Below are 25,220 nucleotides of genomic sequence, written 5' to 3'. Positions count from 1 at the left end.
CCGCGATCGCTGCGGGGCGCCCTTGCGCGTGCTGCGGGCCGGAGGCGGCTCAGCCGCGGTTGGTGCGCGGCCGACGGGTGGTCAGGCGCTCGGCGCCCTTCTGCGCACCGCGCTTGGCGGCCACGCGCAGGCCCTGCAGGAGCACGCCCGAGACGGTCGCCCACAGCAGCAGCTTCCAGATCGGCTGATCGTCCTCGGGATCCTTGATCGCCGCGATCTCCGCCTTGGACAGGCCGTCCTTCTTGGCCTGCTTGCGCTTCTGGGCGACCTCCTTTTTGGCGGCCTTCTGCGACTTCACGGTGGGGGCGTCCTCCCCGAACACCGCGCCCCAGCCGGCCGCGGCCGCCTTATTGCCGATGAGGCCGGCGACGATGCCTGCCACGGGGACGACGATGCTCACGATCGGATTGGCCACGGTTTCCTCCAGACGTCGGGCGGACTGTCGGTGCTGCTCGTGCGGGCGTCTTCCCTGAGCGGCTCAGTAGGTGCCTGCATGCTGAGCGTAGTAGGTCCCCATGTCGTCCGTGCGCAGTGCCTCGCGCAGGACGTCCATGGCGTCCTCGTCGGTGGCGACGACGCTCGCGCCGCCGCTGGTCGTGGTGGGGCCGGCATGGGGGACCGAGAGGAAGTGCAGGTCCCCGCCGCGCACCGAGCGCATGGACAGCCCCAGCTCGATCATCGCGCTCGCGCTCAGCCCGTCGTCGGTGGTCAGGAACGGGGAGATCGAGTCGATGGTGTCGGCCAGCTTGCGCGGGTCGCTCAGGGTCTCGCTGCTGATGAGCTTGTCGGCGATGCCCTTGAGCACGGCCTGCTGATTGCGGTTGCGCTGGAAGTCGCCGTCGGCGAACTGCTTGCGCTGGCGCACGAAGGTCAGCGCCTCCTCGCCGTTCATGGTCTGCACGCCCTCGGTGAACTGGTGCCCGCCCGCGCTGAAGGAGAGGGGGACCTGCACGTCGACGCCGCCGAGCGTGTCGACCAGGCCCTCGATGCCGTCGAAGTCGATCAGGGCCACATGGTCGATCGGGACGCCCACGTAGTTCTCCACGGTGGTCACCGCGAGCCCCACGCCGCCGAAGGCGAGCGCGGCGTTGATGCGGTCCTTGCCGTACCCGGGGATGTCTACATAGAGGTCGCGCGGGAAGGAGGTGATGTACACGCTCTCGTCGTCATCCGAGACGTGCACCAGCATCATCACGTCCGAGCGCTGGCCGCTGACGCCCTCGGAGGCGGCGTCCTCGGGGGAGCGCCTGTCCGAGCCCAGCAGCAGGAAGTTCCGTCCCGTGCCCTCGACAGCCTCGGGACGCTCGCCGTCGGAGGCGCCGCGGGTGATCTGCACGACGGTGCGCTTCTCGTAGGAGTTGCGCAGGCCGTTGAGGTAGTTGCCCACCACCAGGCCCACCCCGAGCACCAGAACGGCGACCATCCCGAGGGCGATCAGCGCTGCGCGACGGCCCCGGCGACGGTCATCGCGGCGGTGGTCGTCCTCGCCCTCCCAGTCGCCGGGCAGATCGACGTCGGAGCGGTGTGTCATTCAGGTCCCCTTCCAGGCGGTGCCGCCGCGGCGGTCACGCTTCCTGCTGCGCCTCGGGGCTCGAGGCGCGGTCCGGTGCCGGGGGCCTGGGCACCCGGGTGTACGCGAGATCCCATATTAAGCGCCCGGCGGCGCGTCCCTTGCTCTCGAACCCGGTCTTCACACGACCCTCGAATCGCGGGGCCCAGCCGGTGCTCGGCATGTTGGGCGGGATCGGGTCCGAGGAGGTGCCCTCGGGGGCCGGGCCGTCGGGGTGCATCAGGGCCAGCTCGGGACGCTGGTCGAGCTGCTGGCGCATGTGGTGCGCGTACTGCGCCCAGTCGGTGGCCAGGCGGAACGCGGCGCCCTCGGCCAGCAGCGGCAGCACCGCGTCCAGGAACGGCGGATTGATCAGGCGGCGCTTGTGGTGGCGCTGCTTCGGCCACGGATCGGCGAAGTAGACCCACAGCTCGTCGATCGACCCCTCGGGCAGCATCGCGGGCAGGGCGCGCTGGGCGTCCAGGGGCATCATGCGCAGGTTCTGCGGACTGCCGGAGCGCTCGGCGCGGCTGAGGGTCTGCGCGAGCCCGGGCAGGTACACCTCGACCCCCAGATGATCGCGCTCGGGATGGGCGAGCGCGGCGGCGACGATGTTGTCCCCGGTGCCGCTGCCCACCTCGACCACGAGCGGCGCCCGGCGACCGAACTCCTCGGCCGGGTCCAGGCGCACGCCCTCGGCCGGCAGGGTGTCCCGCTCGCCGCGCGGCGGATCGATCACGTAGAAGGAGGAGAGGCGGTCCCAGGCGTTCTGGCGGCCCTGGGTCAGGCGCTCCCCGCGCCGCACGAAGGACACCACGTCACGGTGGGCCCTCTCCTGCTCGGGCACCGAGGGCTCATCCCTCACGGCGGACCATGCCGTCGGCGATCACCACGGGGACCTCCGGCAGATGCGTGGTGGCCGGTCCCACCAGGACCTCGCCGGTGGCGGCGTCGAAGCGCGAGCCGTGGCAGGGGCAGTCCAGCTCGGTCTCCTCCTGGCGCAGCGCGCAGCCGTTGTGGGTGCAGTAGCCGGAGTAGCCGGTGAGGTCCTCGCCCTCGCCGCGCACCAGCAGCACGAACGGCTGCTGACCGCCGAAGTTCACCAGGGTGCTGGCGTTCTCGGGCACATCCTCGAGCGAGATCCCGCCGTCCTCCGCGCGCACCGGCGCGGCGGTGCCGAAGCCCTCGTCCTCGGGCGCGCAGGCCGCAAGTCCTCCGGCGCCGGCCGCGGCGGCAGGCAGGAGCAGGGCACGACGACGGGAGAGGCACGGGGGTTCCATGGCTCCAGGATAGCGATCCGTTCCTGGGCGGACCGAGCTCGGCGCAGCGGGTGTGACCGCTGCGACGGCGCGCCGACGGTGCGCATGCCGCCCGCAGCGCGCTGGGTCGCTCAGACGTCGGCCGCGTCGAGCTCGCGCGGATCCCAGGTGAGGATCCCTCCCGCGCGCCAGCCGCGCTCGCGCACCGCGTCCAGCGCCTCACGGCGACGGGCCGGGGTGAGCCGATCGAGGTAGAGGGAGCCGTCGAGGTGGTCGACCTCGTGCTGCAGGGCGCGGGCGAGCACCCCGCCCTCGTCCTCGACCACCACCTCGTGGCCGTCCAGGTCGGTGCCGGTGACGCGAGCGCCCCGATGGCGGGCGGTGGGGTAGCCCTCACCGGGCACGGAGAGGCAGCCCTCGATGGTCTCCTCGTCCAGCTCGATCCCTCCGAAGCGCTCGAGCACGGGGTTGATCACCACGCCGCGCCGCAGGACGCCCTCGGCGTCCGGGCAGGAGTAGATGAACAGCCGCCAGCGCGAGCCCACCTGCGGGGCGGCGAGACCGGCGCCGTCGGCCGCATCGTTGGTCTCGAACATGTCGGCCACCAGGGTGCGCAGCTCCTCGGTCACCTCCCGGACCCGCCGGGTGCGCTGCGAGAGGGCGCGGTGGCCCACGATGGTGATCGGACGGACGGTCATGCGGAGCTGTCTCCTGTGCTCGGTGGATCGGCGGGCTCGCCCTCGGAGGGCGGGGTCGGGGTGCTGACGAGGCGGTCGAACGAGGGCGGGTTCACGGCCAGCGGATTGCGGGCGTCGACGATCCACGGGCTGCGCGGCTGGTGCAGAGGCTCCCCGCTGCGGGCGGCCTCGGCGACCAGACGACCCACCTTCTCGGCCTCGGTCGCGTCGGCGGCCAGGAAGTCCAGGGTATGGGTGGCATGGGGCGCGAGCTCGATGTGGTGCCAGGCGTCCAGGCCGCTCGCGATCTGGCGGGCGCGCAGGAACTCGGCGTCCAGCGCCGCGCCGGAGACCACCACGATGTTCGCGATCCACATCAGCAGCAGGATCGCGATCAGGCCGTTGAGGGCGGTGAGGATCTCCGCGAAGCGGGTGGCGTAGGCCATCAGCCGCCCCGCCAGCAGCGCGGTACCGAACAGCACCAGCACGCTGAGGGTCGAGCCGAGAGTCATCAGCCGGTAGCGCGGCAGGCGCACGTTCGGGAACAGGTAGTAGGCCAGGGACACCCCGATGATCAGGATGACCAGCAGGATCGGCCACTTCACGAAGTTCCAGGCGGCGAAGGCGATGCGGGGGATGCCCACCAGCTCGCCCACCCGCTGGGAGGCCTCGCCGCCGATGATGATCATCCCGATCGCCAGCAGCACCACCGAGGTGATCAGCACCGTCTCGCCGAACACGATGGTGCGGAACCACAGGAAGGGTCGACCCTCCCGCGTGTCGTAGACGCGGTGCAGCGCCCGGTGGAAGGCCGCCACCCCGTTCGAGGCGGACAGCAGCGAGCCCGCCGTGCCCAGCAGCAGCCCCAGCAGGCCGCCGCTGGTCGAGGAGACCGCCTGGATCGCGCCGAGGTAGGGGCGCGGATCGAGCGTCGGGAAGATCTCGGTGATCAGCCCGGACAGGGCGGTGAGGGTCTCCGCCTCGATCCCCACCAGCGACATCAGCGAGACCACGGCGACCGCGCCGGGGAACAGCGACAGCAGCAGGTAGAAGGTCATCGTTCCCGCCACATCCCAGACCTGGATGTCCAGCATCCGCATCCGCACCCGGTTCAGGACATGCAGGACGCTCAGCCGGGGTCGGGTCAGCTCGACCACCGGCTTCGTCCGACGAGGGCGTGGTGCGGTCACCTTGCAGCGGCTCCGGTCTCAGGGGCGGGGCGCCCGGGGCGGGCGCGGGTGGAGCCTATTCCACCAGGCGGCCCCGGGTCCCGCACGGCGCCGCGCCCCTCAGCTCTCCTCGATGATGTCGTCCGGATCGCTCGCGACAGGGAACTCCCACGGATCGTCGGGATCCCGCGGCGCCTGCGCGGTCATGATCGAGCCGTCGGCCCGCGCATCCCCGAGACCGACGGGCCTGGCCAGCACGGAATCGTCCAGCAGCGGTCCCTGATCGGCGAGCGGCACCGTCACGCCCTCGCGCCCCACGGTGACCTTCTGGCCGCGCACCGTGATCTCGACCTCCTCGCCCGTCTCCAGGGTGAAGGAGATCTCCTCGCGCACCAGGCGCACCCGGAAGCGGGAGCCGCGCACGGTCAGCGGGAAGGACAGCTCGGGCCAGTCCTCGGGCAGGCGCGGATCGAAGGAGAGCCGCCCGGCGTCGTGGCGCATGCCGCCGAAGCCGTGCACCAGCGCGTTCCACACCCCGCCCGCGGAGGCGATGTGCACGCCGTCGGCGGTGTTGTGGTGGAGGTTGCCCAGATCCACGAACAGCCCGGCGCGGAAGTAGTCCAGCGCCGCCTTCTGGTGGCCGACCTCCGCGGCCATGATCGACTGCACCACGGCCGAGAGGGAGGAGTCCCCGGTGGTGATCGGGTCGTAGTACTCGAAGTCGGCCCGCTTCTCCTCGGCGGTGAACTCGCTGCCGCGCAGGAACAGCGCGAGCACAACGTCCGCCTGCTTGAGCACCTGGAAGCGGTAGATCACCAGCGGGTGGAAGTTCAGCAGCAGCGGGAAGGCCTCGGGCGGGGTGCTCGAGAGGTCCCAGACCTCGCGCTCGAGGAAGCGGTCCTCCTGGAGATGGATCCCCAGCGACTCGTCCTTCGCGACCTGCATGCCGTCCGCGCAGGCCTCCCACTGCTCGAGCTCGAGCTCGTCGAGGTCGAGCTCGGTGAGCATCGCCTGGTACGCGGTCTCGTCCGCCTCGCGCAGCTCGCGCACCGCCTGCGCGGCACGGCGCAGGTTGTAGCGGGCCATCACGTTGGTGAACATGTTGTTGTTGACCACGGTGGTGTACTCGTCGGGCCCGGTCACGCCGTTGATGTGGAAGCTCGCGCTGCCATCGGCGGTCATCCGCCAGAACCCCAGATCGGCCCACAACCGGGCGGTCTCCACGAGCACCTGGACCCCGTCCCGGTGCTGGAAGTCGAGATCACCGGTGACGTCGACGTACTGGGCGAAGGCATAGGCGACGTCGGCATCGATGTGGTACTGCGCGGTGCCGGCGGCGTAGTAGGCCGAGGCCTCGTCGCCGTTGATGGTGCGCCAGGGGAACAGGGCTCCGCGCTGGTTCAGCTCGCGCGCCCGCTCCCTCGCCTTGGGCAGCATCGCGGTGCGGAAGCGCAGCGCGTTGCGTGCCCAGCGCGGCTGGGTGAAGGTCAGGAACGGGACCACGTAGATCTCGCTGTCCCAGAAGTAGTGCCCCTCGTACCCGGAGCCGGTGACGCCCTTGGCGGGGATGCCCCACTGATCGGAGCGGGCCGCGGCCTGCGCGAGCTGGAACAGGCACCAGCGGGTGGCCTGCTGCGCGGCGGGCTGCCCCGGCAGCTGGACGTCCGAGCTGGCCCAGAAGTCCTCGAGGTACTCGCGCTGCGCGTCGTACTGCGCCTCGAAGCCGCCGTCGCGCACCCGGTCCAGGGTGCGACGGCAGCGATCGAACAGCTCACGATGGGGGACCGAGCGCGAGGAGTGGTAGGAGACGGCCTTGCGCACCGTCAGCGACTGGCCCTGCTCGAGGTGGGCGCGCACCACCTGGCGGCCCTGGTCCTCGCTGGTGTCCACCAGCTGCTCCACCTCGGCCTCGGACTCCACCGAATGGTCCGCGCCCACGGCCAGGGTCATCCCCGAGTTGGCGACCCGGTAGCCCAGCAGCATGCGGCGCTCGCTGTGCCAGTCCTGCAGCGGCTCGAGCACGCGATGGGTGAAGTCGGTGGTGCGGCGCGGATCGTCCTTGTCGGTGACGGGCCCGCCGGAGACGCCCTTGCCGTAGTCATCGCGGAAGTCCTCGCGGTTGATGATCTGCGAGGAGACGGCGATCGGAGCGGAGCCGTCGAGCATCTCGACGCTCAGCGTCATCAGCGCGAGGTGGCGCTGCGGGAAGGAGACCATGCGCGAGCTGGTGACCTTCACGCGCTTGCCGGCCGGTGTGCGCCAGATCAGCTCACGGCGCAGCACCCCCTCGCGGAAGTCGATCCAGCGCTCGTACTCCTCGAGATCGGCGATGGACAGCAGCAGCGGCTCATCGTCCACGTAGAGCTTGAGCACGGAGGAGTCGGGCACCGAGATCATGGTCTGGCCGGTGCGTGCGAAGCCGAAGGCGGATTCGGCGTGGTTGATCTGCCAGGTTTCGTGGAAGCCGTTGAGGAAGGTGCCGTGCGAGGCCGCGTCCCGGCCCTCCTCGGGGGTCGCGCGCATCCCGAGGTAGCCGTTGGACGTCGCGAACAGCGTCTCGGTCAGGCCGAGGTCCGGGTGCGGGCGGGTCTCGACCAGGCGCCACTCGTCCAGCGGCAGGTGGGAGCGGTCGACGGGATCGGCGGGGACCGAGCGCAGGCGGGTCATGAGATCTCCTCGAGGTCGGCGACGACATGGGTGGCGCCGGCGGCCGCCAGCTCGGCGGCTCCTGCGCCGCGGTCCACCCCGATCACGGCTCCGAAGCTCCCGGCGGCGCCGGAGCGCACACCGGAGACGGCGTCCTCGTAGACCACCGTCCGCGCGGGGTCCACGCCGAGCAGGCGGGCGCCGTGGAGATAGGTGTCGGGGGCGGGCTTGCCGGGCAGGCCCTCACGGGCCGCGACGTTCCCGTCGACGATATGCTCGAAGCGCTCGAACAGGCCGGCCCCGCGCAGCACCTCCTCGGCGTTGCGGGAGGAGGAGACGATCGCCAGGCGCGCCCCCGGCGGGAGCGCATCGAGATAGGCCACCGTGCCGGGGTAGGGGGCCACGCCCTCGGAGCGCAGCAGGGAGAGCACCAGGTCGTTCTTGCGGTTGCCGAGCCCGCGCACGGTCTCGGCGCCGGGAGGCTGCTGCCCGGGGTCCGAGTCCTCGCCCTCGGCCAGGGTGATGCCGCGCGAAGCGAGGAAGGCGCGCACTCCGTCGTAGCGGGGGCGCCCGTCGACGTGGGCGAAGTAGTCCGCATCGGTGTACGGCTCGGTGATGTCGCGGGAGGTGAGGAACTGACTGAACATCTCTGCCCAGGCGCGCATGTGCACCTCGGCAGTGGGGGTGATGACCCCGTCGAGATCGAAGAGATGTGCCGTGAAATCGGCCGGTCGGAAAGTGCTCGCAGCGTTCACGTCGGCCATGCTACGGGCAGTGCTCGACGGACGGAGCGGGTGCGAGGACGCACCGTCCCGCCCCGTGGCACGAGACGTGGCCGTGGGCTACCCTGCGAGGGTCCGCATCCGCGCTCCGGCGCCGGTGCGGAGCGGCTGAGACACTTCTGAGGAGAAGATGACTGTCACGGAGTCGCCCTCCGCGGTCGACGCGGTTCGACGGGCGCTCGAGATCCACGAGCACACCTCGTCCGACGGGCACCGCCAGGTGCGCGCGACCCTCACCCTGACCACCCATGTCGACTGCGCTCCTGCGCAGCTGTGGCCCCTGCTCACCGCGCCGGCGGAGCTGCCCCGATGGTTCGGGACGGTCACCGGCGAGCTACGGGAGGGCGGGAGCTTCGAGGTGCCCGGCGGTGCACGGGGCAGGGTGCTCGAGATCGAGAGCCCCCACCGGCTGTCCCTGGCCTGGGACCGCGGTACGGGGGAGGACCCCCTGCTGATCCAGCTCGATCCCGAGGACGACGGCACCACGCAGCTGCGCCTGCGCCACACAGCCCTGGTCGATGCGGAGGAGTTCGAACGCACCGGTCCCGGCGCCCTCGCCCTCGACTGGGAGGTGGCGCTGCTCGCCCTGGCCGCGCACACCGACGGCTGGCGCTCCAGCTGCCTGGCCGCAGTGCCCGTCCCCACCCCGCGGTGGCGGCGCGGGGAGGAGGCCGCCGCGTTCCTGCGCGCCTGGTCGGTGCGCTGGGCGGCGGAGGCGATCGCCGCCGGCGTGGACGAGGCGACCGCACGTCGTGGCGAGGCGGAGACCGCCCGCATGCACCTGGCCCCCTGACCCGGCGCGGACGGCCCGACCGGCAACGGCGGTGCGGTGGGTGCCGCCGGGCCGACGGGCGCCGGAGGGCCGTGCCGTCCGCCGACCGGATGTCTTTGCCCCGGCTCACTATCCGGTGACAGACTCAGGCGGTGACCACCCCTGCGCAGAGCTCCCCCTCGAGGGATCCGCGCACCCCGGCCCAGGTGCTGCGCTCGCTGACCCCCTCGGTCTACGCCCCCACCCTGCTGGAGTTCATCGGGCTGGCGGCGCTGATGCCGGTGGTGCCGCTGCTGGCGAGGGACCTCGGGTTCTCCATCCCGCACGCCGCCGCGCTGTCGGTGATCTTCGGCCTCGCCTCGTTCCTGGGCCCCATCCCCGCCGGTCGGCTGATCTCCCGCATCGGCGCCCGCAGCGCCCTGGTGATCACCGGGGTGCTGCTGGTGGTCTCGAACCTCGCGGCCTGGATCCTGATCGGTCCCGCGGTGGGCGGCGACGGGGACCGCACGCACCGCCTGATGCTGATCGGCCTGCTGCTGGTGATGGCGGCGAGCATCCAGGTGTGGCAGCTGGGCCGGCAGTCCTATCTCGGCACCGCCCTGCCGCCCTCGATGCGAGCACGGGGCATGACCCTGTTCGGCGGGGTGATCCGGATCGGCGAGGTGCTCGGGCCGCTGCTCGGCGCGATGGTGATCGCCCTGGGATCGATGGCCTGGGTGTTCGGGCTGTTCGCCGTGAGCGCCGCCGCCGGCACCGTGATGATCGCCCTGTTCCTCCCGCCGGGGGAGGCGGGACCGGCCCCCGCCGCGCCGCGCGGGGAGCGGCGGGTGCGCACCGCGGCACGGATCCGGCTGGACCGCGCCGTGCTGCGGCGCATGGTCGCCGTGGGGGTCGGCATCTCCCCGGTGATGATGGCGCGCGTGAACCGGCCGGTGATCGTCCCGCTGCTGGGGGACGCGCTGGGACTGGACCCCACCTGGATCTCGATCGTGTTCGGGGTGAGCGCGGCGCTCGAGATCCTGCTGGTGCTGCCCGCCGGCACCCTCATGGACCGCTGGGGGCGGGCGGCGGTCGCCGTGCCCTGCGCACTGCTGATGGGCGTGGGCTTCCTGCTGCTGGCAGTGCTGGGCACGACGCTCGACGGCAGGGGGCAGGGCCTCGCCCTGGTGGCGCTGCTGGTGCCGAGCCTGCTGATCGGGCTCGGCAACGGGCTCGGCTCCGGGATCGTGATGACCCTGGGGATCGACGTGTCCCCGGTGCACGGCCGCACCACCTACCTCGCCTGGTGGAACACCATGCTGGGCGCGGGGCGGCTCACGGCACCGCTGATCGTCACCGGCATCACGCTGTTCGCCCCGGTCGCGGTGGCCGGAGCGGCCACCGGCGCCCTCTGCGTGGGCGGCGGGCTATGGCTGGCACGAATACTGCCCCGCGTCACGCCCTCCGGGAGCACCCGGAGGAGGTGAGGCGGGGCAGCGGGTCGCGAGGCCGAGTGGGCCCGTCGGGCCGGCCGTGCCGGTCAGGCGGCGGCGGCCTCGAGGGCGCCCTCGGCGGTGTTCTGGAGCAGGAGCTGAGCATCCTCGCGCGGGATCGACCGGGCGATCGCGATCTCGGAGGCCAGCGGATCGATGGCCTGCTTGAGCAGGTTGCGCTCGGCCAGGCTCGAGGGCACGCCGCCGGAGTCGCGCACGATGTTGCGGATGACCTCGACGCGGTCGCTCAGGCGGCCGGTCTGCAGCTGCATCTGCAGGGACTTGATGCGGTGGGCCCAGGAGGCCTTCTTCTCGGGCGGGGCGATGGGCTCGGCGAGCTGGGCGATCAGCGCCGAGATCTCCTTCTCCACCAGCAGCGGGCGCAGCCCGATGACATCCTTGCCGTCGGCCGGCACGGAGATGTTCATCTCGTCGTCGATCACCACCAGGTTGACGTACTCGCGATCCTCGCCCCGGACCGTGCGGGTGGACCTCGAGACGATGCGGACCGGTCCGTGGACGGGGTGCGTGAGCACCTCTCCGACCTTCGAAGCGATGGTGATGTCAGACGCTGCGGCTGCGGACAAGGGGTTCCTCCTCTGTGGGCCTGCGCACCGGCGGTACCGCGGCCCTGGAGGGGTCGAGGCGGCCTCCTCCGGCATCGTGACAGGCCGGACATGGGCCCGGAACACGGTGGTGTCGGAGTGGCTCGAGTGCCGCTCGACCTGCAGGAACAGGGTGGCGGCACCTACGACGGCGCCCCTTCAGTCTCTCACGGATCTGACAACTTATCCAGAGCGTGACGTCTCCTAATCCGTCACAGAGCCCGTCGGCATTTCCGCCACAGGATCCGTCGCCGCGGCGACCGCAGAGCGGCGACGATCCAGGTGCAGACCGAAGTCGGAGGCCGGGACCGGCTCCGATGCGGTTCGATGGACCCATGGCGCACCTCCCCGCACCCGGCCCCGACCAGCGCGAGCTCGTCCATTTCGAGGACGTCGGCGTGGTGCGGGACGAGAACGTCCTCCTGCTCGAGGCCACGGGCGCCGTGGACGCAGGCGAGATCCTGGCGCTCACCGGAGCCAACGGGGCGGGCAAGACCACGCTGCTGAGAGTGCTCGCGGGGCTGATCGAGCCGACCGCAGGGACGGTCCGCGTGGCCGGCCGGACCCCCGACGACCGCGACCGCGGCTTCCGCGCCGCGCTCGCCGCCCTGATCGGCCCGCCGCAGACGGCACGTGATCTCACCGTCGCCGAGCACCTGCGCTTCATCGCCGCGACCTGGGGGAGCCCGGCGACGAGCGCCGCGGAACAGGCCGAGGAGCTGCTCGAGGAGCTCGCGATCACGCAGCTCGGCGCCCGCTTCCCGCACGAGCTCTCGAGCGGGCAGACCCAGCTGGTCTCCCTCGCGCTGACCTTCGCCCGGCCTGCCCGGGTGCTCCTGCTGGACGAGCCCGAGCAGCGGCTCGATCCGCACCGTCTGGGTCTGGTGGGCGCCGCGATCCGCCGCCGAGCCGAGACGGGCACCGCGGTGGTGCTGGCGACCCACAGCCCACGGCTGCGCGAGGAGCTCGCCGCCGCCGAGCTCGCCCTCGAGCCGGTGGCATGAACGACCTCACCGCGGTCCGGGAGGTCTGGGCGACCCGCACCACCGCGCGCAGCCGCACGGACCTGCTCTACCTCCTCTACCTGGCGGCGATGACCCTGCTCGTGCTCGGCATCCCGGGGCTGCTCAGCGCCGGCCAGCTGCTGGCCCGGCCCGATGTGCTGCCCGCGCTCACCTCCGCCCACGCCCCCCGGGCCCTCACCGCAGCCTCCTTCGCCGCCGCCGCGATCGCCCTCCAGGCCGGTGCGGTGCGGGGACCAGCGCTGATGGCACCGTTCTTCATCGACACCCTCGCCTCGAGCGGCTTGCGCCGACGAGCGGTGCTGCGTCGCCCCTTCGCCCGTGCACTGCTGCTGCCCGTGACCGCCCTGGCGGTGCTCGCCGCTCTCGCCGGGACCACCCTGAGCGCCGCCGGACACGCCGATCCTGCCGGGGTGGTGCTGTTCGTCCTGGCCGCGGCGGGGACCGGATTGCTGCTCGCAGCGGCGTGGCTGGCCGGGCAGCTGCTGGACCGGATGGGTGCGCGGCTGCTGTGCTCGGCGCTGCTGCTGGGCGCCGCGGTGATCACCGCTGCCCTCCCCGTCGGCGTCGGCCTCGGCGCCGTGCATCCCGCGGCGCCCGCCTCCCCGCTGCCCTGGACGCTCGTGCTCGGGATCTCGGGCGCGGCCGCCACGGCGGCGGGCATGCTGCTGCTGGACCGCCTGCGAGGCCGTGTCCTGCGGGAGCAGGCGGCGCGTTGGGAGTCCGCCTCCACCCTCGCGACCAGCGGCGACCTGGCGGGCGCGTCGGGGAGGTTCCGACCCCCGCCCTCGGGCGGTCGGCGCCTGCCCGCGATCGGTCCGCGCCCGCTCGTGCTGCTCTATGCCCGACGGGACGCGGTGACCTGGCTGCGCAGCCCCGAGCGGCTCGCCGCCGGTGTGCTCGCCGGTCTCGTCGGCGCCGCCCTGCTGTCTGTCTCCACAGTGCTGGGCGGGCCGCTCGCCTGGGGGTCGGTGCTGCTGGGCGGCGCCGTGCTGTGGGCCGCGAGCAGCGCGGTCGTGGACGGCATCCGCCATGGCATCCACACCCTCGGCGCGCCGCCACTGCTGGGGCAGAGCGCCGCGATGCAGGTGCTTCTGCACTCCCCGGCACCGACGGTGCTGCTGGCCGTGCTCGCCGCGCTCGGCGGTGGGACCGGGCTCCTGATCGCCGGAGCCGCGCTCGAACTCGCGGCGCTCGCGCTGCCCGTGCTGCTGTCGCTGGTGCTCATCGCGGGGCGGGCCCGGGACGCGGCGAAAGGGCCGATGCCGCTGTCCCTGATGACCCCGATGCCCACCGCGCAGGGCGACCTCTCGGTGATCTCGGTGGTGGCCTGGCAGGCCGACGCCGTGCTGCTCGCGCTGCTCGCCGGAGCCGTGCTCGCGCTCCTGGGCGCTCACGGAGCGGGCGCGATGCTGCTGGGCGCCGCGCTGCTCCTCGGCGCGATGGTGCTGATGACCCACGCACGCCTGCGGGCCCTGCGAGGATGAGCGGATGGACGGGACCTGGAACCTCCGCACCGCCCCGAACCCGCTGATCCGCGCTGCCGGGCGCGGGCTCGCCCGTGCCAATGCCCGGCATCCCTGGGACCACAACGCCCACTTCCATCGCTGGATCCTGCGCGCACTGCCGACCCGGTTGGATCGGGTGCTGGACGTGGGATGCGGCCGTGGCACGCTGCTCGCCCGCCTGGCCGCACGAGCGGAGCGGGCCGAGGGGATCCACCCCGATCCGGGTATGGCGCGCGCCGCCGCGGCTGCAGTGTGCGCCATCCCCGGAGCGCAGGTGCACCGTCGCACACTCGCCGACCACGCCGCGCTGCCCGGCGTGAGCGGCGCCTACGACGCGGTGACCATGGTCGCCTCGCTCCATCACCAGGACGTCGAGCAGGCTCTCGGCCAGGCACGAGGCCTGCTGCGCCCGGGTGGCCGCCTGCTCGTGGTCGCCCTGGTGAGAGCTGGCAGCCCTGGCGACCACCTGTGGGACATCGCCAATGCACTGACCAACCCGCTGATCGGGCTGGTCAAGCATCCGCGGCCGGTGCGCGAGGAGACCCGGGCCCGCGCCGCGCAGGCGCAGATGCCCGTGCGGGAGGCCGGCATCACGCTCGGCGAGCTGCGCTCCCGAGCGGAGGCGATCCTGCCCGGAGCGGTGATCAGGAGGCGCGAGGGATTCCGGGTCACGCTGAGCTGGCAGCGCCCCGCGGCAGGCGAGGTCTGATCAGCGCCCGCCGTGGCGGGCGATCACCTCACCGAGGCGTCCGATCGCGTCCTCGATCACGGCAGGGGAATGGGTGACGAAGCTCAGTCGCATCGTCGAACGGTCCGGATCGTCGGCGAAGAAGGACCACCCCGGCAGGTACGCGACCCCGGCCTCGACCGAGTCGGCGAGCATGTCCTGCGCGTCATAGCCCTCGCCGAGCGCCGCCCACAGGAACATCCCGCCGTCCGGATGGGTGACGTGCGCACCCTCGGGCAGGACCGGGGCGATGGCCCGAGCCATCGCGTCGCGCCGCTCGCGGTAGACGGCGCTGACCTGTGCCACGTGCGCGTCCAGATCAGCGGTCGCCAGGTACCGGGCGACCATCAGCTGGTCGACCACGGAGGACTGCATGGAGATCGCGGCCTTGGTGACGGCGAGGGTGTTGAGGACCTCGCCCTCCGCGCGCATCCAGCCGATGCGCACCCCGGGCGCCATCAGCTTGCTCATCGAGTTCAGCAGGATCGTGCGCTCGCTCATCCCGGGCAGGGAGGCGATCGGCGCCCAGGTGCTGCCGGTGAAGCTCAGCGCACCGTAGGGGTCATCCTCGATCAGCGGGACATCGGTGCGCAGGAGCACCTCGGCCACCGCCTGACGGCGCGCGACGGGCATGGTGCGCCCGGTGGGGTTCTGGAAGCTCGGGATCAGGTACACCATCCGCGGGTGATGGGTGCGGATCGCCTCGGCGAGAGCCTCCGGCACCACCCCGTCGTCATCGGTCTCGACCCCGATCATGCGGGCGCCGTGCACGGAGAAGGCCTGCACCGCCGCGAGATAGGTGGGGGACTCGACCAGCACCACGTCACCGGGCTCGAGCAGCGCCTGGGCCACCACGAACAGACCCTCCTGGGAGCCGGAGGTGACGCGGATCTGCGAGGCGTCGGTGGGCAGATCGCGGGAGAGACGCCGGGCGGCCTGCTCCCGCAGCTCGACCTCACCCTCGCTGACCCCGTACTGCAGAGCGCGATGGCCCTGATGCTCGAGCACCCAGTCGTAGCAGTCCTCGACGTCCTCGAGGGCGAACAGCGACGGGTCCGGGATCCCGCCCGCGAAGGAGACGACGTCCTCACGCGCGGCGAGGGCGAAGATGTCCTTCAGCGGAGAGGACTCCATCCCCGCGTAGCGTGCGGCAACGGGGAAGCGGTACGGCGGGCGGGAGGGATCGGCGGCAGCGGGCACGGTCATCCCACCATGGTGTCACGCGAGCACGGCGCCCTCGAGGAGCAGCAGTGCCTGTTTCGTCTCGATGCCGCCCGCGTACCCGGTCATCGCCCCGCTGCTGCCCACCACCCGGTGACAGGGGATGACGATCGACAGCGGGTTCGAGCCGACGGCGGCGCCGACTGCCTGCGCGGCGCGCGGCCGCCCGAGCGCGTGCGCGATCGCGCCGTAGGTGACGGTGGTGCCGCGCGGGATCTGCTGGAGCTGCGCCCACACGGCGCGCTGGAAGTCGGTGCCCGCGGGGGCCAGAGGCAGCGTGAACTCCTCGCGCTCGCCGGCGAGGTACTCGTGCAGCTGCTGCTCGGCCCGGTCGAGGAGGGCATGCGGTCCCTCGGCGGGGCCGCCCCTCCGCTCGGCGGAGGGGAAGCGCAGCTGGCCCTCCCGCCAGAGACCGACCAGGTCCTCTCCGTCGGCGGCGAGCACGTAGCGGCCGAGGCGCGTGTCGATCTCGCGGTGCACGGGGGCGCTGGGGCGGGGAGCGGTGGTCATGAGCGGTCCTTCCGGAGGGTGCGGCGGTCTGCGGGCAGGGTGTCGCGGTGGTGCCACAGGTGCATCACCGCGTAGCTGCGCCAAGGCGAGGCGACCGCGAGCGCCGTCTGCAGCTCCGGGAAGTCCTCGGCGAGCCCGAGGTCGCGGGCGGCGGCCAGCAGCGCCACGTCCCGCGCCGGTGCCGCATCGATCGCGCGTGCCCCGCGCAGCAGCGCGTAGTCGGCGGTCCACGGGCCGATCCCGCGCCGGGCCAGCAGCTCCTCGCGCAGCTCGGGCAGGGGCAGATGCGGATCCGGCGGGGCGGCCAGCAGATCCGTCAGGGCCCGGCGGCGGGCACCGGGGCCGCGGAACCACTCCTCGGCGCGTGCCGCGGCGAGCGCGGGGGCGGCGGCGAGACGGTGGACGTGCTCGTCCCGCATCGCCTCCGGCAGCGCGGTCCCGAGCAGATCCGTGGCCTCGGTCAGCAGCGCACGGGCACGGTCGGTGGTGATCTGCTGACCCACCACCGCCCACAGCAGCGCCTCGGCAAGGCTCGGGGTCCCCGGCAGGCGCACGCCCGGACGTGACTCGAGCAGCGGGGCGAGGACGGGCAGGGCGGAGCGGAGCCCCGCATCGATCCCGACCGGATCGGCCTCGAGGTCCAGCATCCGCCGGGCCAGGCTCACCGCCGCGGCCATGTCCCGAGGGTCCGAGAGACGGGCCCTCAGGGGCAGCGGTCCGCGGGGGACACCCAGATCGACCTCGAGCACTGCGGGGCCGTGGGGGAGCGGCACCGCGCGCTTCCAGCGCAGACCCACGACATGCTCGACACCCGGGATCGCGCGCGCCGCGAACCAGCGGGCGAGACCCTGCCCGTGGAAGGGGCGTCGTACGGCGAGCGCGGCCTCCACCAGCGCGACCTCGGCCGACGCGGAGCGCGACGCGCGCGGCGCGGCAGGGGTGCTGTCCCGGATGGCCGAGGGCCGGCGGCCGTAGATGCGGGTCACCGTCTCGTGCAGCTGCCGCTCGCTGCCGAACCCGGAGGCCGCCGAGATCTGCGCGAGCGGCCAGGAGGTGCTGGTCAGCAGGTCATGGGCGCGCCGGGCACGGGCCAGTCGGGCATGGGCGACGGCGCCCGAGCCGGTGGCCTCCACGAGCGCCCGGTGGAGGGTGCGCTCGGTGACGTGCAGCCGGGCGGCCAGATCCGCCACGTGCACGGCGCCGTCGGGCCCAGGGTCCAGCGCGCCGGCCGTGATCAGCTCGAGCGCGCGGTCGCTGAGCGACCCGGCCGCCTCGGAGGGGGAGGCACCGGGCGGGGCCAGCGGACCGCACCGCTTGCACGCCCGGTAGCCGCGCTCGACGGCAGAGGCCGCGCTCGGAGCGAACTCCACACGGTCGCGGCGGGGTGTGCGAGACGGGCAGGAGGGCAGGCAGAAGATCCCGGTGGAGCGCACGCAGGTGAAGAAGACCCCGTCGAAGCGCGCATCGCGTGCGCAGATCGCCGCGTAGCGCTGATCCTCGGTGAGCGTCTCCATGCCCCCAGTGAACCCCTGTGCGGCCTGCGGCGCCAGCGGGATCAGGACAGGGTGGTGCGGAGCCCTCACCGCAGGGGACCTCGCACTCCTCAGAAGCTGCCGCTCACTCCCATCGGAACAGCGCCAGGGCGATCACCAGACCGAGCACCAGGGTGAGCACGAGGGACAGCAGCGAGCCGGCGTCGACGCTCTGGCCGGCCCAGGCGGCGGAGAGCGCATCCACTCCCGCGCCGAACGGCAGGTGCGCACCGATCTCCGCGACGGGGTCGGGGAGCGCATCGCGGCCGCCGAACATCCCGCCCAGCGCGCCCAGGCCGAGGAAGCCGACCAGACCGATCGCGACCGCGGCGCTGGGAGTGGGGGCGATCGCAGCGACGATCATCCCCGCCGAGTACATCGCGGCCGCGCACAGCACCAGCACGCCCACGGCGGCACCCAGATGCAGCGGAGGTTTGACCTCGAAGACGATCGCCGCGACCGCGAGAGCGAGACCGATCCCGAGCACGGACTGCAGGATCGAGACGATCACCTGCGCGACCAGCACCATCATCGGGGATGCCGGGGTGACGGCCAGTCGTCTGAGGATCCCGGACCGGCGGTAGTAGGCCAGGAAGCTCGGCATGTTCAGCACCCCGATGAACGTCAGCACCATCACCATCACCAGGGGCATCACGAACAGATCCAGCGCGGTGCGGCCCTCGATGAGCACCGCCCGGCTCGCCGACGATGCGCTGGTGAGCAGGATCAGCAGGGGGAGGCCCAGCGGAGTGATCAGGCCGGCCGGGTCACGGACCACCATCCGGGCCTCGGCACGCACCATGATCAGCAGCGAGCGCAGTCCCGGACGGTGCGGGCGGGGGAGAGGCTCGGCGGCAGCGTCGTGCTGCGGGGCTGCGGTGCTCATTCGAAGACCTCCATCTCGGGCAGTTCCTGGCCGGTGAGCGCGACGAAGGCGTCCTCGAGAGTGGCGGTCCCGGCCTCGGCGACGACCTCTGCAGGGGTGCCGGTGGTCAGCACGCGTCCGCCCTCGAGCAGCACGATCCGGTCGCACAGTCGGGAGACCTCATCCATCGCGTGGCTGACCAGGAGGATCGTCACGCCTTCGGACTGCAGCTGCTCGATCGAGCGCCACATGCGGCGCCGGGCCACGGGATCGAGGCCGGTGGTGAGCTCGTCGAGGATCAGCACCCGGGGGCGCCCGGCCAGAGCCAGAGCGACCGACACTCGCTGACGCTGGCCTCCGGAGAGCTTCTCGAAGCGCTCGTCGGCCTTGCTCGTCAGCTCCACCAGGTCGAGGAGCTCGGTATAGGGCCGCGGATCCGGATAGAAGCTCCGGTAGAGCGTCAGCAGCTCGTTCACCGTCAGCGCGCCGTGCAGGTAGCCCTCCTGCAGCTGGACGCCCAGGACCTGCCGCACCCGCGCCCGGTCTCGGGTCGGGTCCATGCCCATCACCGACACGCTCCCGCCATCGGGGCGGCGCAGCCCGGCGATCATCTCGACCGTCGTGGTCTTGCCAGCCCCGTTCGCGCCGAGGATCCCCAGTGTCTCGCCAGCGCCGACGCTCAGGCTGACGGCGTCGACGGCGAGGACATCTCGGTATCTCTTGGCGAGGTCCTCGACCTGCACCGCAGGGGACTCGAAGCTCTGCGTCGTCATGCTCCGACGCTATGGAACCGGAGCCCCGCCGCGCCTCTGCCCTCCGTCATCTCCGGGAGGACCGCCGACCATGACGATCGGCAGGGGTGCCGGGCAGAGACGGACCGTAGGGTTGGACTATGCGAGGACTGGGCACCGAAGTCTGGGCCGGGGTGGCGATGCTGGTGGTCTCGGTGGCGGTGGCGCTGCCGGCGCTGCTGGGTCTGGCCGACCCGCTGATACCGCTCGCGCTGTGGGTGCTGCTGCTCACCGTCCACCTCGCGAGCGTCCTCACCGTCGGTGTCCTGCAGCGGTCCGGGCTCGGGCGCGCTGCGCTCGGTGCCGCAGTCATGAGCTCCTGGATCCTGGTGCTCACGGTCCCCGGGATGGGGCTGCTCAACATCCTGGTGGTGGTCACCGCCGCGATCAGTGTCTACTCTGTCAGGCTCCCGTTCACGATGGTGATCGTGCTGCTGAACACGGGGATCATCCTGCTGGTCACGCAGCTCTGGTTCGCCGACGGGTTCGAGTCGCTGATGCTGGGAGGGTTCTACCTGCTGATCCAGCTGGCCACAGTGTTCAGCACCGCCACCCTGCTGCGGGAGAAGCGGATGCGCGCCGAGCTCGCACAGGCGCACGTGGAGCTCAAGGCGGCGGGGGTGCTGCTGGCGGATTCGACCCGCACCGCGGAGAGGCTGCGGATCTCCAGGGAGCTCCATGACCTGATCGGACACCAGCTGACCGTGCTCACCCTCAACCTCGAGGCCGCGCGGCACCTGGACGATGAGACGGCGAGGGGACACATCGAGCGCGCGGACGAGGTGGCGCGCGGGCTGCTGCGCGATGTCCGCGCGACGGTGGGGGAGATGCGCGCGCGTCCCTCCGATCTGCGCCGGAGCCTGGAGGAGATGGTCGAGGGGATCCCCGGCCTCGCCGTCGACATCTCGGTCGGTCCCGGGCTGGACCTGCAGGAAGAGCACGAGGTCGCCTTCCTCCGCCTGGCCCAGGAGGCGGTGACCAACACGATCCGCCATTCCGAGGCGTGCCGGCTGAGCATCGACGTCTCCCGCGAGGGTGACCAGTTCGCCCTCGTGGCGCGGGATGACGGGATCGGTGCCCGCCTCCCCGAGCTCGGCAACGGCCTGCGCGGACTTCGCGAGAGGTTCGAATCACTCGGCGGGGAGCTCACCGTCGACGGCACCGCGGGCTTCGTGGTCACCGGACGGGTGGCGGCGGCATGACCCGCGTGATCGTGGTCGATGACCAGGCGCTCGTCCGCGAGGGCATCCGCACGCTGCTGCAGGTGGCGGGAGTCGACGTGGTGGCGGAGGCGGCCGACGGGAAAGCGGCGCTGACGGCGATCGCCGGGCACCCCGCGGACGTGGTGCTGATGGACCTGCGGATGCCGCGCCACGACGGCATCTGGGCGCTCGAACAGCTCAAGGCACAGGGCGCGCAGGTGCCCGTCCTCGTGCTGACCACCTTCGATGACGACGAGCTCGTGCTGCAGGCGCTGCGCGCCGGAGCCCGGGGCTACCTGCTCAAGGACGTCACCGTCGAGCAGCTCGCCCGCGCGGTGCGCACCCTCGAATCCGGGGGCACCCTGATCTCCCCCTCGATCACCGAGGGGCTGCTGCGCGCGATCCGCTCCGACCCGGTGCCGGCTCAGGAGGGGCTTGCTCCGATTCGGGCGCTGACCGACCGGGAGATCGACGTGCTCCGCATGCTCGCCGAGGGCTACACCACCCGGGAGATCGCCGAGCTCCTCCACCTGGCAGAGGGCACCGTGAAGAACCACATCTCGATGATCCTGCAGAAGCTGGGCGCACGGGATCGCACCAGCGCGGTGCTGCGTGCCCTGCGCGAAGGAGTCCTCGGATAGGAGGGTGGCCCACCCGCCGTGAACGGCAGGGAAGCGACGAGGCCGCGACATCCGGTGGATGCCGCGGCCTCGAGCCGTGGAGCGGGCGACGGGAATCGAACCCGCGTAATCAGTTTGGAAGACTGAGGCTCTACCATTGAGCTACGCCCGCGTTGCCGTCCCATTGAACCAGATCAGCGGCGTGAGAGCACATCCGCAGTGGCGGAGGCGACATGCATCTGCTCACAGGGCCCCGGGCTGATCGGCGCGCGGCCCAGGCGGAACGGGTAACATTCCCCAGGTTGCCCTCCGGGGTGTAGCTCAGCTTGGTAGAGCACCCGCTTTGGGAGCGGGAAGTCGCAGGTTCAAATCCTGTCACCCCGACTCCGTCGCCGGGTCGCCGTCGTGCGAGCTCCGGGGCGTCACCAGAAACGTCCACCTACTGTCCATCTACAGGGAGACCTGACCAGTGAAGACCGAGTCCGAGAAGCTCAGCCCCACCCGGGTGAAGCTCACCGTCGAGGTGCCCTTCGACGAGCTCAAGCCTGCCGTCGAGACCGCCACCAAGAAGATCGCCGATCAGGTGCAGATCCCGGGCTTCCGCAAGGGCAAGGTCCCCTCCAAGCTCGTCGAGCAGCGCTTCGGCCGCCCCGCGATCATGCAGGAGGCCGTCAACGACGCCCTGCCCGACTTCTACCAGCAGGCCGCGGCCGAGGCGGAGATCAAGCCCGTCGGCCGCCCCGAGGTCGAGATCACCGAGGTCCCGGGCCTGGACGGCTCCGAGGACGGGAACCTCCTCTTCACCGTCGAGCAGGACGTGCGCCCCGAGATCGAGCTGCCCGATTTCTCGACCTACGAGGTCGAGATCGAGGAGCCCTCGGTCGACGAGGACGCCGTCGAGGTGCGCCTGGACGAGCTGCGCGAGCGTTTCGGCACCCTGGTGGGCGTGGACCGTCCCGCCGAGGACCGTGACTTCGTCTCCGTCGACATGGTCGCGACCATCGAGGACGAGGAGATCGAGTCCGTCGAGGGCGTCTCCTACCAGATCGGCGAGGGCAACATGCTCGAGGGCCTCGACGAGGCGCTCATCGGCCTCTCCGCCGAGGAGACCACCACCTTCACCTCGAAGCTGGCCGGCGGCGACCGTGCCGGCGAGGAGGCCCTGGTCAAGGTCTCCGTGCAGTCCGTCAAGGTGCGCGAGCTGCCCGAGGCCGACGATGAGTTCGCCGAGATGGCCTCCGAGTTCGACACCATCGACGAGCTCAAGGAGGACCTGAAGAAGCAGGCCGCCGCCGACGCCGAGGGCAACCGCGTGGCCCTGGCCCGCAACGCCCTGCTGGAGAAGCTCCTCGAGGAGCTCGAGATCCCGGTGCCCGAGCAGCTGGTCGAGGACGAGATCCTCTCCCATCTCGAGAACGAGGGCAAGGAGGCCGGCGACCCGCACGGCGAGGAGATCCGCGAGGACACCGTCAAGGCTGTGCGCGCCCAGTTCCTGCTGGACGAGATCAACGGCACCCGCGAGGTGAACGTCGATCAGAGCGACCTCATGAACTACATGACCCAGCTCTCGGCCCAGTACGGCATCGAGTCGAACCAGCTGCTGCAGATGCTCGCCCAGTCCGGCCAGCTCGAGCAGATCTTCTCCGAGGTCCAGCGCTCCAAGGCTCTCGAGGTCGTCCTCGCGGATGTCACCGTGAAGAACGCCTCCGGCGATGTGCTCGACCTGGGCCTGAACTCCGAGGGCGACGACGCCGAGCAGGCCGACGAGGCCGCCGCGGAGGAGAAGCCCGCGAAGAAGGCTCCCGCGAAGAAGGCCGCCGCGAAGAAGGCTCCGGCCAAGAAGGCCGCCGCTGCCGAGGAGGCAGACGAGGCCGCTGCGGAGGAGAAGCCCGCGAAGAAGGCTCCCGCCAAGAAGGCTCCTGCCAAGAAGGCGCCAGCGAAGAAGGCTGCCGCCAAGAAGGCGGAGTCCGACGAGGCACCCGAGAGCGAGTGATCCTCCGCCCCTGAGGGGGCACATGACGACGGCGGGCCGTCACCCTTCGGGGTGGCGGCCCGCCGTCGTCGTCATGGGTGTCGAGCACTGGAGAGCGGCCTGCTGCCGGTGCCGGTGCCGGTGCCGGTGCCCTGCTGCACGCTGTGCGCGAGCCCCGGCCCGCCGCAGGAGCCTCGGGCCGACGAGTACGGGATCCAGGGAGCATGCACCGGCGATATCGGCAGTGCACCTCACCCAGAGCCCGCACCCGTCACCGATCCTCTCCGCATGCCAGCCCCGTGCACCTCACGCGCGCCCGTATATGACAGCGGCCCGGCTCCCTGTGGGGGAGCCGGGCCGGCTGAGCTGCGAGGAGCAGATCAGCGGTAGGTCACGAAGCCGATCGGGTTGCCCCAGATGCCGCGCTCGACCACGCGCTGCTTCGAGCCGGAGGCGTCGATGATCTGGCCGTTGCCGGCGTAGATCGCGACGTGGCCGGACCAGGCGACGATGTCGCCGGGCTGCGCCTCGGACTGCGAGATCCAGCGGCCGCCGTTGGCGATCTGGCTGGAGGTGCGCGGCACATCGATGCCGGCGGCCTTGTAGGCGTAGTTCACCAGGCCGGAGCAGTCCATGCCGCCGAGCGAGGAGCCGCCCCAGCTGTAGGGGGTGCCGAGAGCCGAGCGGGCGGCGTTCACGATGGCGCTGCTGCTCGAGCTCGAGGAGGAGGTCGGGGCCGAGGCGCCGCCGGTGGAGACGCCGCTGCCGCCGTTGAGCGCACCGCGGGTCTGCGGGCCCACGACACCGTCGACCAGGAGGCCGTTGGAGGACTGGTAGCTCTTCACCGCGGCATGGGTGCGCTTGCCGAAGACGCCGTCCACGGCGAGGTTCGCGCCGTGGTCGTTGAGGGCGGCCTGCAGATCCTGCACGGCACCGCCGCGGGAGCCCCAGCGGAGCTTCTGCGTCGAGTCGAGGACGGCCGAGGGGGCGGTGACCGACGGAGCGGCCGGCGCGGCGGGGGCGCTCGCGGCCGGGGCGGCCGGAGCGGCGGGCGCAGCCGGAGCCGCCTGCGCGGAGCCGCCGACGAAGGCCGAGCCGAGGACCACGGTGCCGAGGACGGCGGCGCCGCCGACGCCGCGCGCGGCGCGCTGGGCGTGACGGGTGGGCAGCTGGGCGCGGCCGGGGAGGCGGTGCGTGTTGTTCTGAGCCATGATGTGCGTTCGTTCCTTCCGGGCCCGGCCGGGGCCGGGGTGTACTGCAGGCTGTAGGGCCGCCGAATCCGTTCGGGGCGATGACGCCACAGTAGAAGCGCTGACAGGGCCCGGTCAGCCTGCTTGGCAGAGCCGGACCGTCGATTTGGGACGCTTTTTACCGATGCCGGGGGAACGTGACCGTAATGCGCCCCGCCTTGACCGAGCACCGAGGGGCGGGCCACATCCCGAGGCGTCCCGGACCGTCGCCGCAGGGACGACGGCAGCAGCCCCGGGAGCCGGAGGAAGGGCCGGGGCGCGCAATGCGCCTGCGGCGAACAGGGCCCGCGCCGCCGCCACCCAGCGCCTAGAGTCGTCACATCGACGATTTCCGGATTCAAGGAGACACCGTGACCGCCCAGCACGACCTGACCTCCCCGCCCCGCGCCGCCGCCGGCGACACCCCGATGGGGCTGGACGACAACGTCTACCAGCGCCTGCTGCGCGAGCGCATCGTCTGGCTCGGCTCCGAGGTGCGGGACGAGAACGCCAACGCGATCTGCGCCAAGCTGCTCCTGCTCGCCGCGGAGGATCCCGAGAAGGACATCTACCTCTACATCAACAGCCCCGGCGGCTCGATCACCGCGGGCATGGCCATCTACGACACCATGAAGTACATCCAGCCGGACGTGGTCACGGTCGCGATGGGCATGGCGGCGTCGATGGGCCAGTTCCTGCTCTCCTCCGGCGCCAAGGGCAAGCGGTTCGCGACCCCGCACACGCGCGTGCTGATGCACCAGCCGCTCGGCGGACTCGGCGGCACCGCCACCGACATCAAGATCCAGGCCGATCTCATCCTGTCGATGAAGCGCACCCTGGCCGGGCTGATCGCTGAGCAGACGGGCAAGAGCGTCGAGCAGATCACCGCCGACTCCGACCGCGACAAGTGGTTCACCGCCGAGGAGGCCCTGGAGTACGGCTTCATCGACAAGATCGTCACCGGCGCGAGTGACGTCTCCGGCGGCGGCGGCACCGACTGATCCCACCCCGGCACCCCAAGACACCCTTGACGCAAGGAGACCCCGTGACCTTCGATCCCCGCACCATCGGTGCGCTGCCCACCGCCCAG

General features: G+C 71.9%; 23 protein-coding genes, 2 tRNA genes and 1 pseudogene. 10 read left to right on the top strand and 16 right to left on the bottom strand.

What is annotated here, in order from left to right; translation table 11 throughout:
* Window positions 1-49: 49 nt before the first annotated feature.
* The 8 genes from BN4251_RS07510 to BN4251_RS07475 form a co-directional block, all read right to left on the bottom strand.
* Complete coding sequence (locus BN4251_RS07510) at window positions 50-415, bottom strand: DUF4235 domain-containing protein (RefSeq protein ID WP_087484504.1); 366 nt, start codon at window positions 413-415, stop codon at window positions 50-52.
* 63 nt (window positions 416-478) lie between these two features.
* Complete coding sequence (locus tag BN4251_RS07505) at window positions 479-1,531, bottom strand: LCP family protein (protein ID WP_087484503.1); 1,053 nt, start codon at window positions 1,529-1,531, stop codon at window positions 479-481.
* A 34-nt stretch (window positions 1,532-1,565) separates the two neighbouring features.
* Window positions 1,566-2,414, bottom strand: a complete 849-nt coding sequence (trmB, locus tag BN4251_RS07500) for a tRNA (guanosine(46)-N7)-methyltransferase TrmB (protein ID WP_087484502.1) — start codon at window positions 2,412-2,414, stop codon at window positions 1,566-1,568.
* Window positions 2,404-2,829, bottom strand: a complete 426-nt coding sequence (locus BN4251_RS07495) for a QcrA and Rieske domain-containing protein (protein WP_087484501.1) — start codon at window positions 2,827-2,829, stop codon at window positions 2,404-2,406. The genes trmB and BN4251_RS07495 overlap by 11 nt, the downstream gene beginning before the upstream one ends.
* Window positions 2,830-2,939: 110 nt before the next feature.
* The gene (def, locus tag BN4251_RS07490; protein WP_087484500.1) at window positions 2,940-3,506 is read right to left on the bottom strand and encodes a peptide deformylase; all 567 of its coding nucleotides are present in this window, start codon (window positions 3,504-3,506) and stop codon (window positions 2,940-2,942) included.
* Window positions 3,503-4,675 (bottom strand): YihY/virulence factor BrkB family protein, encoded by a 1,173-nt coding sequence (locus BN4251_RS07485; protein ID WP_245810246.1) that lies wholly within the window; start codon window positions 4,673-4,675, stop codon window positions 3,503-3,505. Before BN4251_RS07485 ends, def begins: the two co-directional genes overlap by 4 nt.
* Before the next feature lie 99 nt (window positions 4,676-4,774).
* On the bottom strand, window positions 4,775-7,321 hold the full coding sequence (locus BN4251_RS07480) for a glycoside hydrolase family 65 protein (protein WP_087484498.1): 2,547 nt from the start codon (window positions 7,319-7,321) through the stop codon (window positions 4,775-4,777).
* A complete protein-coding gene (locus BN4251_RS07475) occupies window positions 7,318-8,064 on the bottom strand; it encodes an HAD family hydrolase (protein ID WP_087484497.1) in 747 nt (248 codons plus the stop codon). Before BN4251_RS07475 ends, BN4251_RS07480 begins: the two co-directional genes overlap by 4 nt.
* Window positions 8,065-8,212: 148 nt before the next feature.
* On the opposite strand from BN4251_RS07475, the gene BN4251_RS07470 reads away from it, so the two are divergent.
* Complete coding sequence (locus BN4251_RS07470; RefSeq protein ID WP_087484496.1) at window positions 8,213-8,875, top strand: SRPBCC domain-containing protein; 663 nt, start codon at window positions 8,213-8,215, stop codon at window positions 8,873-8,875.
* Between the two features lie 131 nt (window positions 8,876-9,006).
* Complete coding sequence (locus BN4251_RS07465) at window positions 9,007-10,320, top strand: MFS transporter (protein WP_087484495.1); 1,314 nt, start codon at window positions 9,007-9,009, stop codon at window positions 10,318-10,320.
* A gap of 53 nt (window positions 10,321-10,373) precedes the next feature.
* Here BN4251_RS07465 and BN4251_RS07460 read toward each other — a convergent pair whose 3' ends face one another.
* Window positions 10,374-10,913 (bottom strand): CarD family transcriptional regulator, encoded by a 540-nt coding sequence (locus BN4251_RS07460; RefSeq protein ID WP_087484494.1) that lies wholly within the window; start codon window positions 10,911-10,913, stop codon window positions 10,374-10,376.
* Window positions 10,914-11,383: 470 nt separating this feature from the next.
* Here BN4251_RS07460 and BN4251_RS07455 point away from each other — a divergent pair.
* The 3 genes and pseudogenes from BN4251_RS07455 to BN4251_RS07445 form a co-directional block, all read left to right on the top strand.
* Window positions 11,384-11,935: pseudogene (locus tag BN4251_RS07455) on the top strand (ABC transporter ATP-binding protein); the annotation flags it as partial.
* Window positions 11,932-13,440 carry a hypothetical protein gene (locus tag BN4251_RS07450; protein ID WP_087484492.1) on the top strand — a complete coding sequence of 503 codons (1,509 nt, stop codon included), beginning with the start codon at window positions 11,932-11,934 and terminating at the stop codon, window positions 13,438-13,440. The pseudogene BN4251_RS07455 and the gene BN4251_RS07450, both read left to right, overlap by 4 nt.
* A gap of 4 nt (window positions 13,441-13,444) precedes the next feature.
* A complete protein-coding gene (locus BN4251_RS07445) occupies window positions 13,445-14,170 on the top strand; it encodes a class I SAM-dependent methyltransferase (RefSeq protein ID WP_087484491.1) in 726 nt (241 codons plus the stop codon).
* Here BN4251_RS07445 and BN4251_RS07440 read toward each other — a convergent pair whose 3' ends face one another.
* The 5 genes from BN4251_RS07440 to BN4251_RS07420 all read right to left on the bottom strand — a co-directional run bounded on the left by BN4251_RS07440 (window position 14,171) and on the right by BN4251_RS07420 (window position 19,089).
* The gene (locus BN4251_RS07440) at window positions 14,171-15,394 is read right to left on the bottom strand and encodes an aminotransferase-like domain-containing protein (RefSeq protein ID WP_087484490.1); all 1,224 of its coding nucleotides are present in this window, start codon (window positions 15,392-15,394) and stop codon (window positions 14,171-14,173) included. It lies immediately after the preceding gene.
* A gap of 12 nt (window positions 15,395-15,406) precedes the next feature.
* Complete coding sequence (locus tag BN4251_RS07435) at window positions 15,407-15,919, bottom strand: methylated-DNA--[protein]-cysteine S-methyltransferase (RefSeq protein ID WP_087484489.1); 513 nt, start codon at window positions 15,917-15,919, stop codon at window positions 15,407-15,409.
* Window positions 15,916-17,433, bottom strand: coding sequence for a DNA-3-methyladenine glycosylase 2 (locus tag BN4251_RS07430; protein WP_087484488.1), 1,518 nt, complete (start codon window positions 17,431-17,433; stop codon window positions 15,916-15,918). Before BN4251_RS07430 ends, BN4251_RS07435 begins: the two co-directional genes overlap by 4 nt.
* A gap of 103 nt (window positions 17,434-17,536) precedes the next feature.
* A complete protein-coding gene (locus tag BN4251_RS07425) occupies window positions 17,537-18,337 on the bottom strand; it encodes an ABC transporter permease (protein ID WP_087484487.1) in 801 nt (266 codons plus the stop codon).
* Window positions 18,334-19,089, bottom strand: a complete 756-nt coding sequence (locus BN4251_RS07420; RefSeq protein ID WP_087484486.1) for an ABC transporter ATP-binding protein — start codon at window positions 19,087-19,089, stop codon at window positions 18,334-18,336. Before BN4251_RS07420 ends, BN4251_RS07425 begins: the two co-directional genes overlap by 4 nt.
* A 119-nt stretch (window positions 19,090-19,208) precedes the next feature.
* Here BN4251_RS07420 and BN4251_RS07415 point away from each other — a divergent pair, with 119 nt between their 5' ends.
* Window positions 19,209-20,309, top strand: coding sequence for a sensor histidine kinase (locus tag BN4251_RS07415; RefSeq protein ID WP_245810244.1), 1,101 nt, complete (start codon window positions 19,209-19,211; stop codon window positions 20,307-20,309).
* Window positions 20,306-20,950, top strand: coding sequence for a response regulator (locus BN4251_RS07410; RefSeq protein WP_087484485.1), 645 nt, complete (start codon window positions 20,306-20,308; stop codon window positions 20,948-20,950). The genes BN4251_RS07415 and BN4251_RS07410 overlap by 4 nt, the downstream gene beginning before the upstream one ends.
* Before the next feature lie 77 nt (window positions 20,951-21,027).
* Here the strand turns inward: BN4251_RS07410 and BN4251_RS07405 are convergent.
* Window positions 21,028-21,101 (bottom strand) — tRNA-Gly (locus BN4251_RS07405).
* Window positions 21,102-21,239: 138 nt separating this feature from the next.
* On the opposite strand from BN4251_RS07405, the gene BN4251_RS07400 reads away from it, so the two are divergent.
* Window positions 21,240-21,313, top strand: a tRNA-Pro gene (locus BN4251_RS07400).
* An 85-nt stretch (window positions 21,314-21,398) separates the two neighbouring features.
* Window positions 21,399-22,922: a trigger factor gene (gene tig / locus BN4251_RS07395; RefSeq protein ID WP_087484484.1), complete on the top strand. Its 1,524-nt coding sequence runs from the start codon at window positions 21,399-21,401 to the stop codon at window positions 22,920-22,922.
* 359 nt (window positions 22,923-23,281) lie between these two features.
* Here the strand turns inward: tig and BN4251_RS07390 are convergent, their stop codons facing one another.
* Window positions 23,282-24,112 carry a C40 family peptidase gene (locus tag BN4251_RS07390; RefSeq protein WP_087484483.1) on the bottom strand — a complete coding sequence of 277 codons (831 nt, stop codon included), beginning with the start codon at window positions 24,110-24,112 and terminating at the stop codon, window positions 23,282-23,284.
* Between the two features lie 446 nt (window positions 24,113-24,558).
* On the opposite strand from BN4251_RS07390, the gene BN4251_RS07385 reads away from it, so the two are divergent.
* Window positions 24,559-25,131 carry an ATP-dependent Clp protease proteolytic subunit gene (locus tag BN4251_RS07385; protein ID WP_170931921.1) on the top strand — a complete coding sequence of 191 codons (573 nt, stop codon included), beginning with the start codon at window positions 24,559-24,561 and terminating at the stop codon, window positions 25,129-25,131.
* Window positions 25,132-25,220: the final 89 nt, after the last annotated feature.

The organism is Brachybacterium massiliense, assembly GCF_900184245.1.
Classification (GTDB): domain Bacteria; phylum Actinomycetota; class Actinomycetes; order Actinomycetales; family Dermabacteraceae; genus Brachybacterium; species Brachybacterium massiliense.
This window is presented reverse-complemented; position numbering and strand designations above follow the sequence as displayed.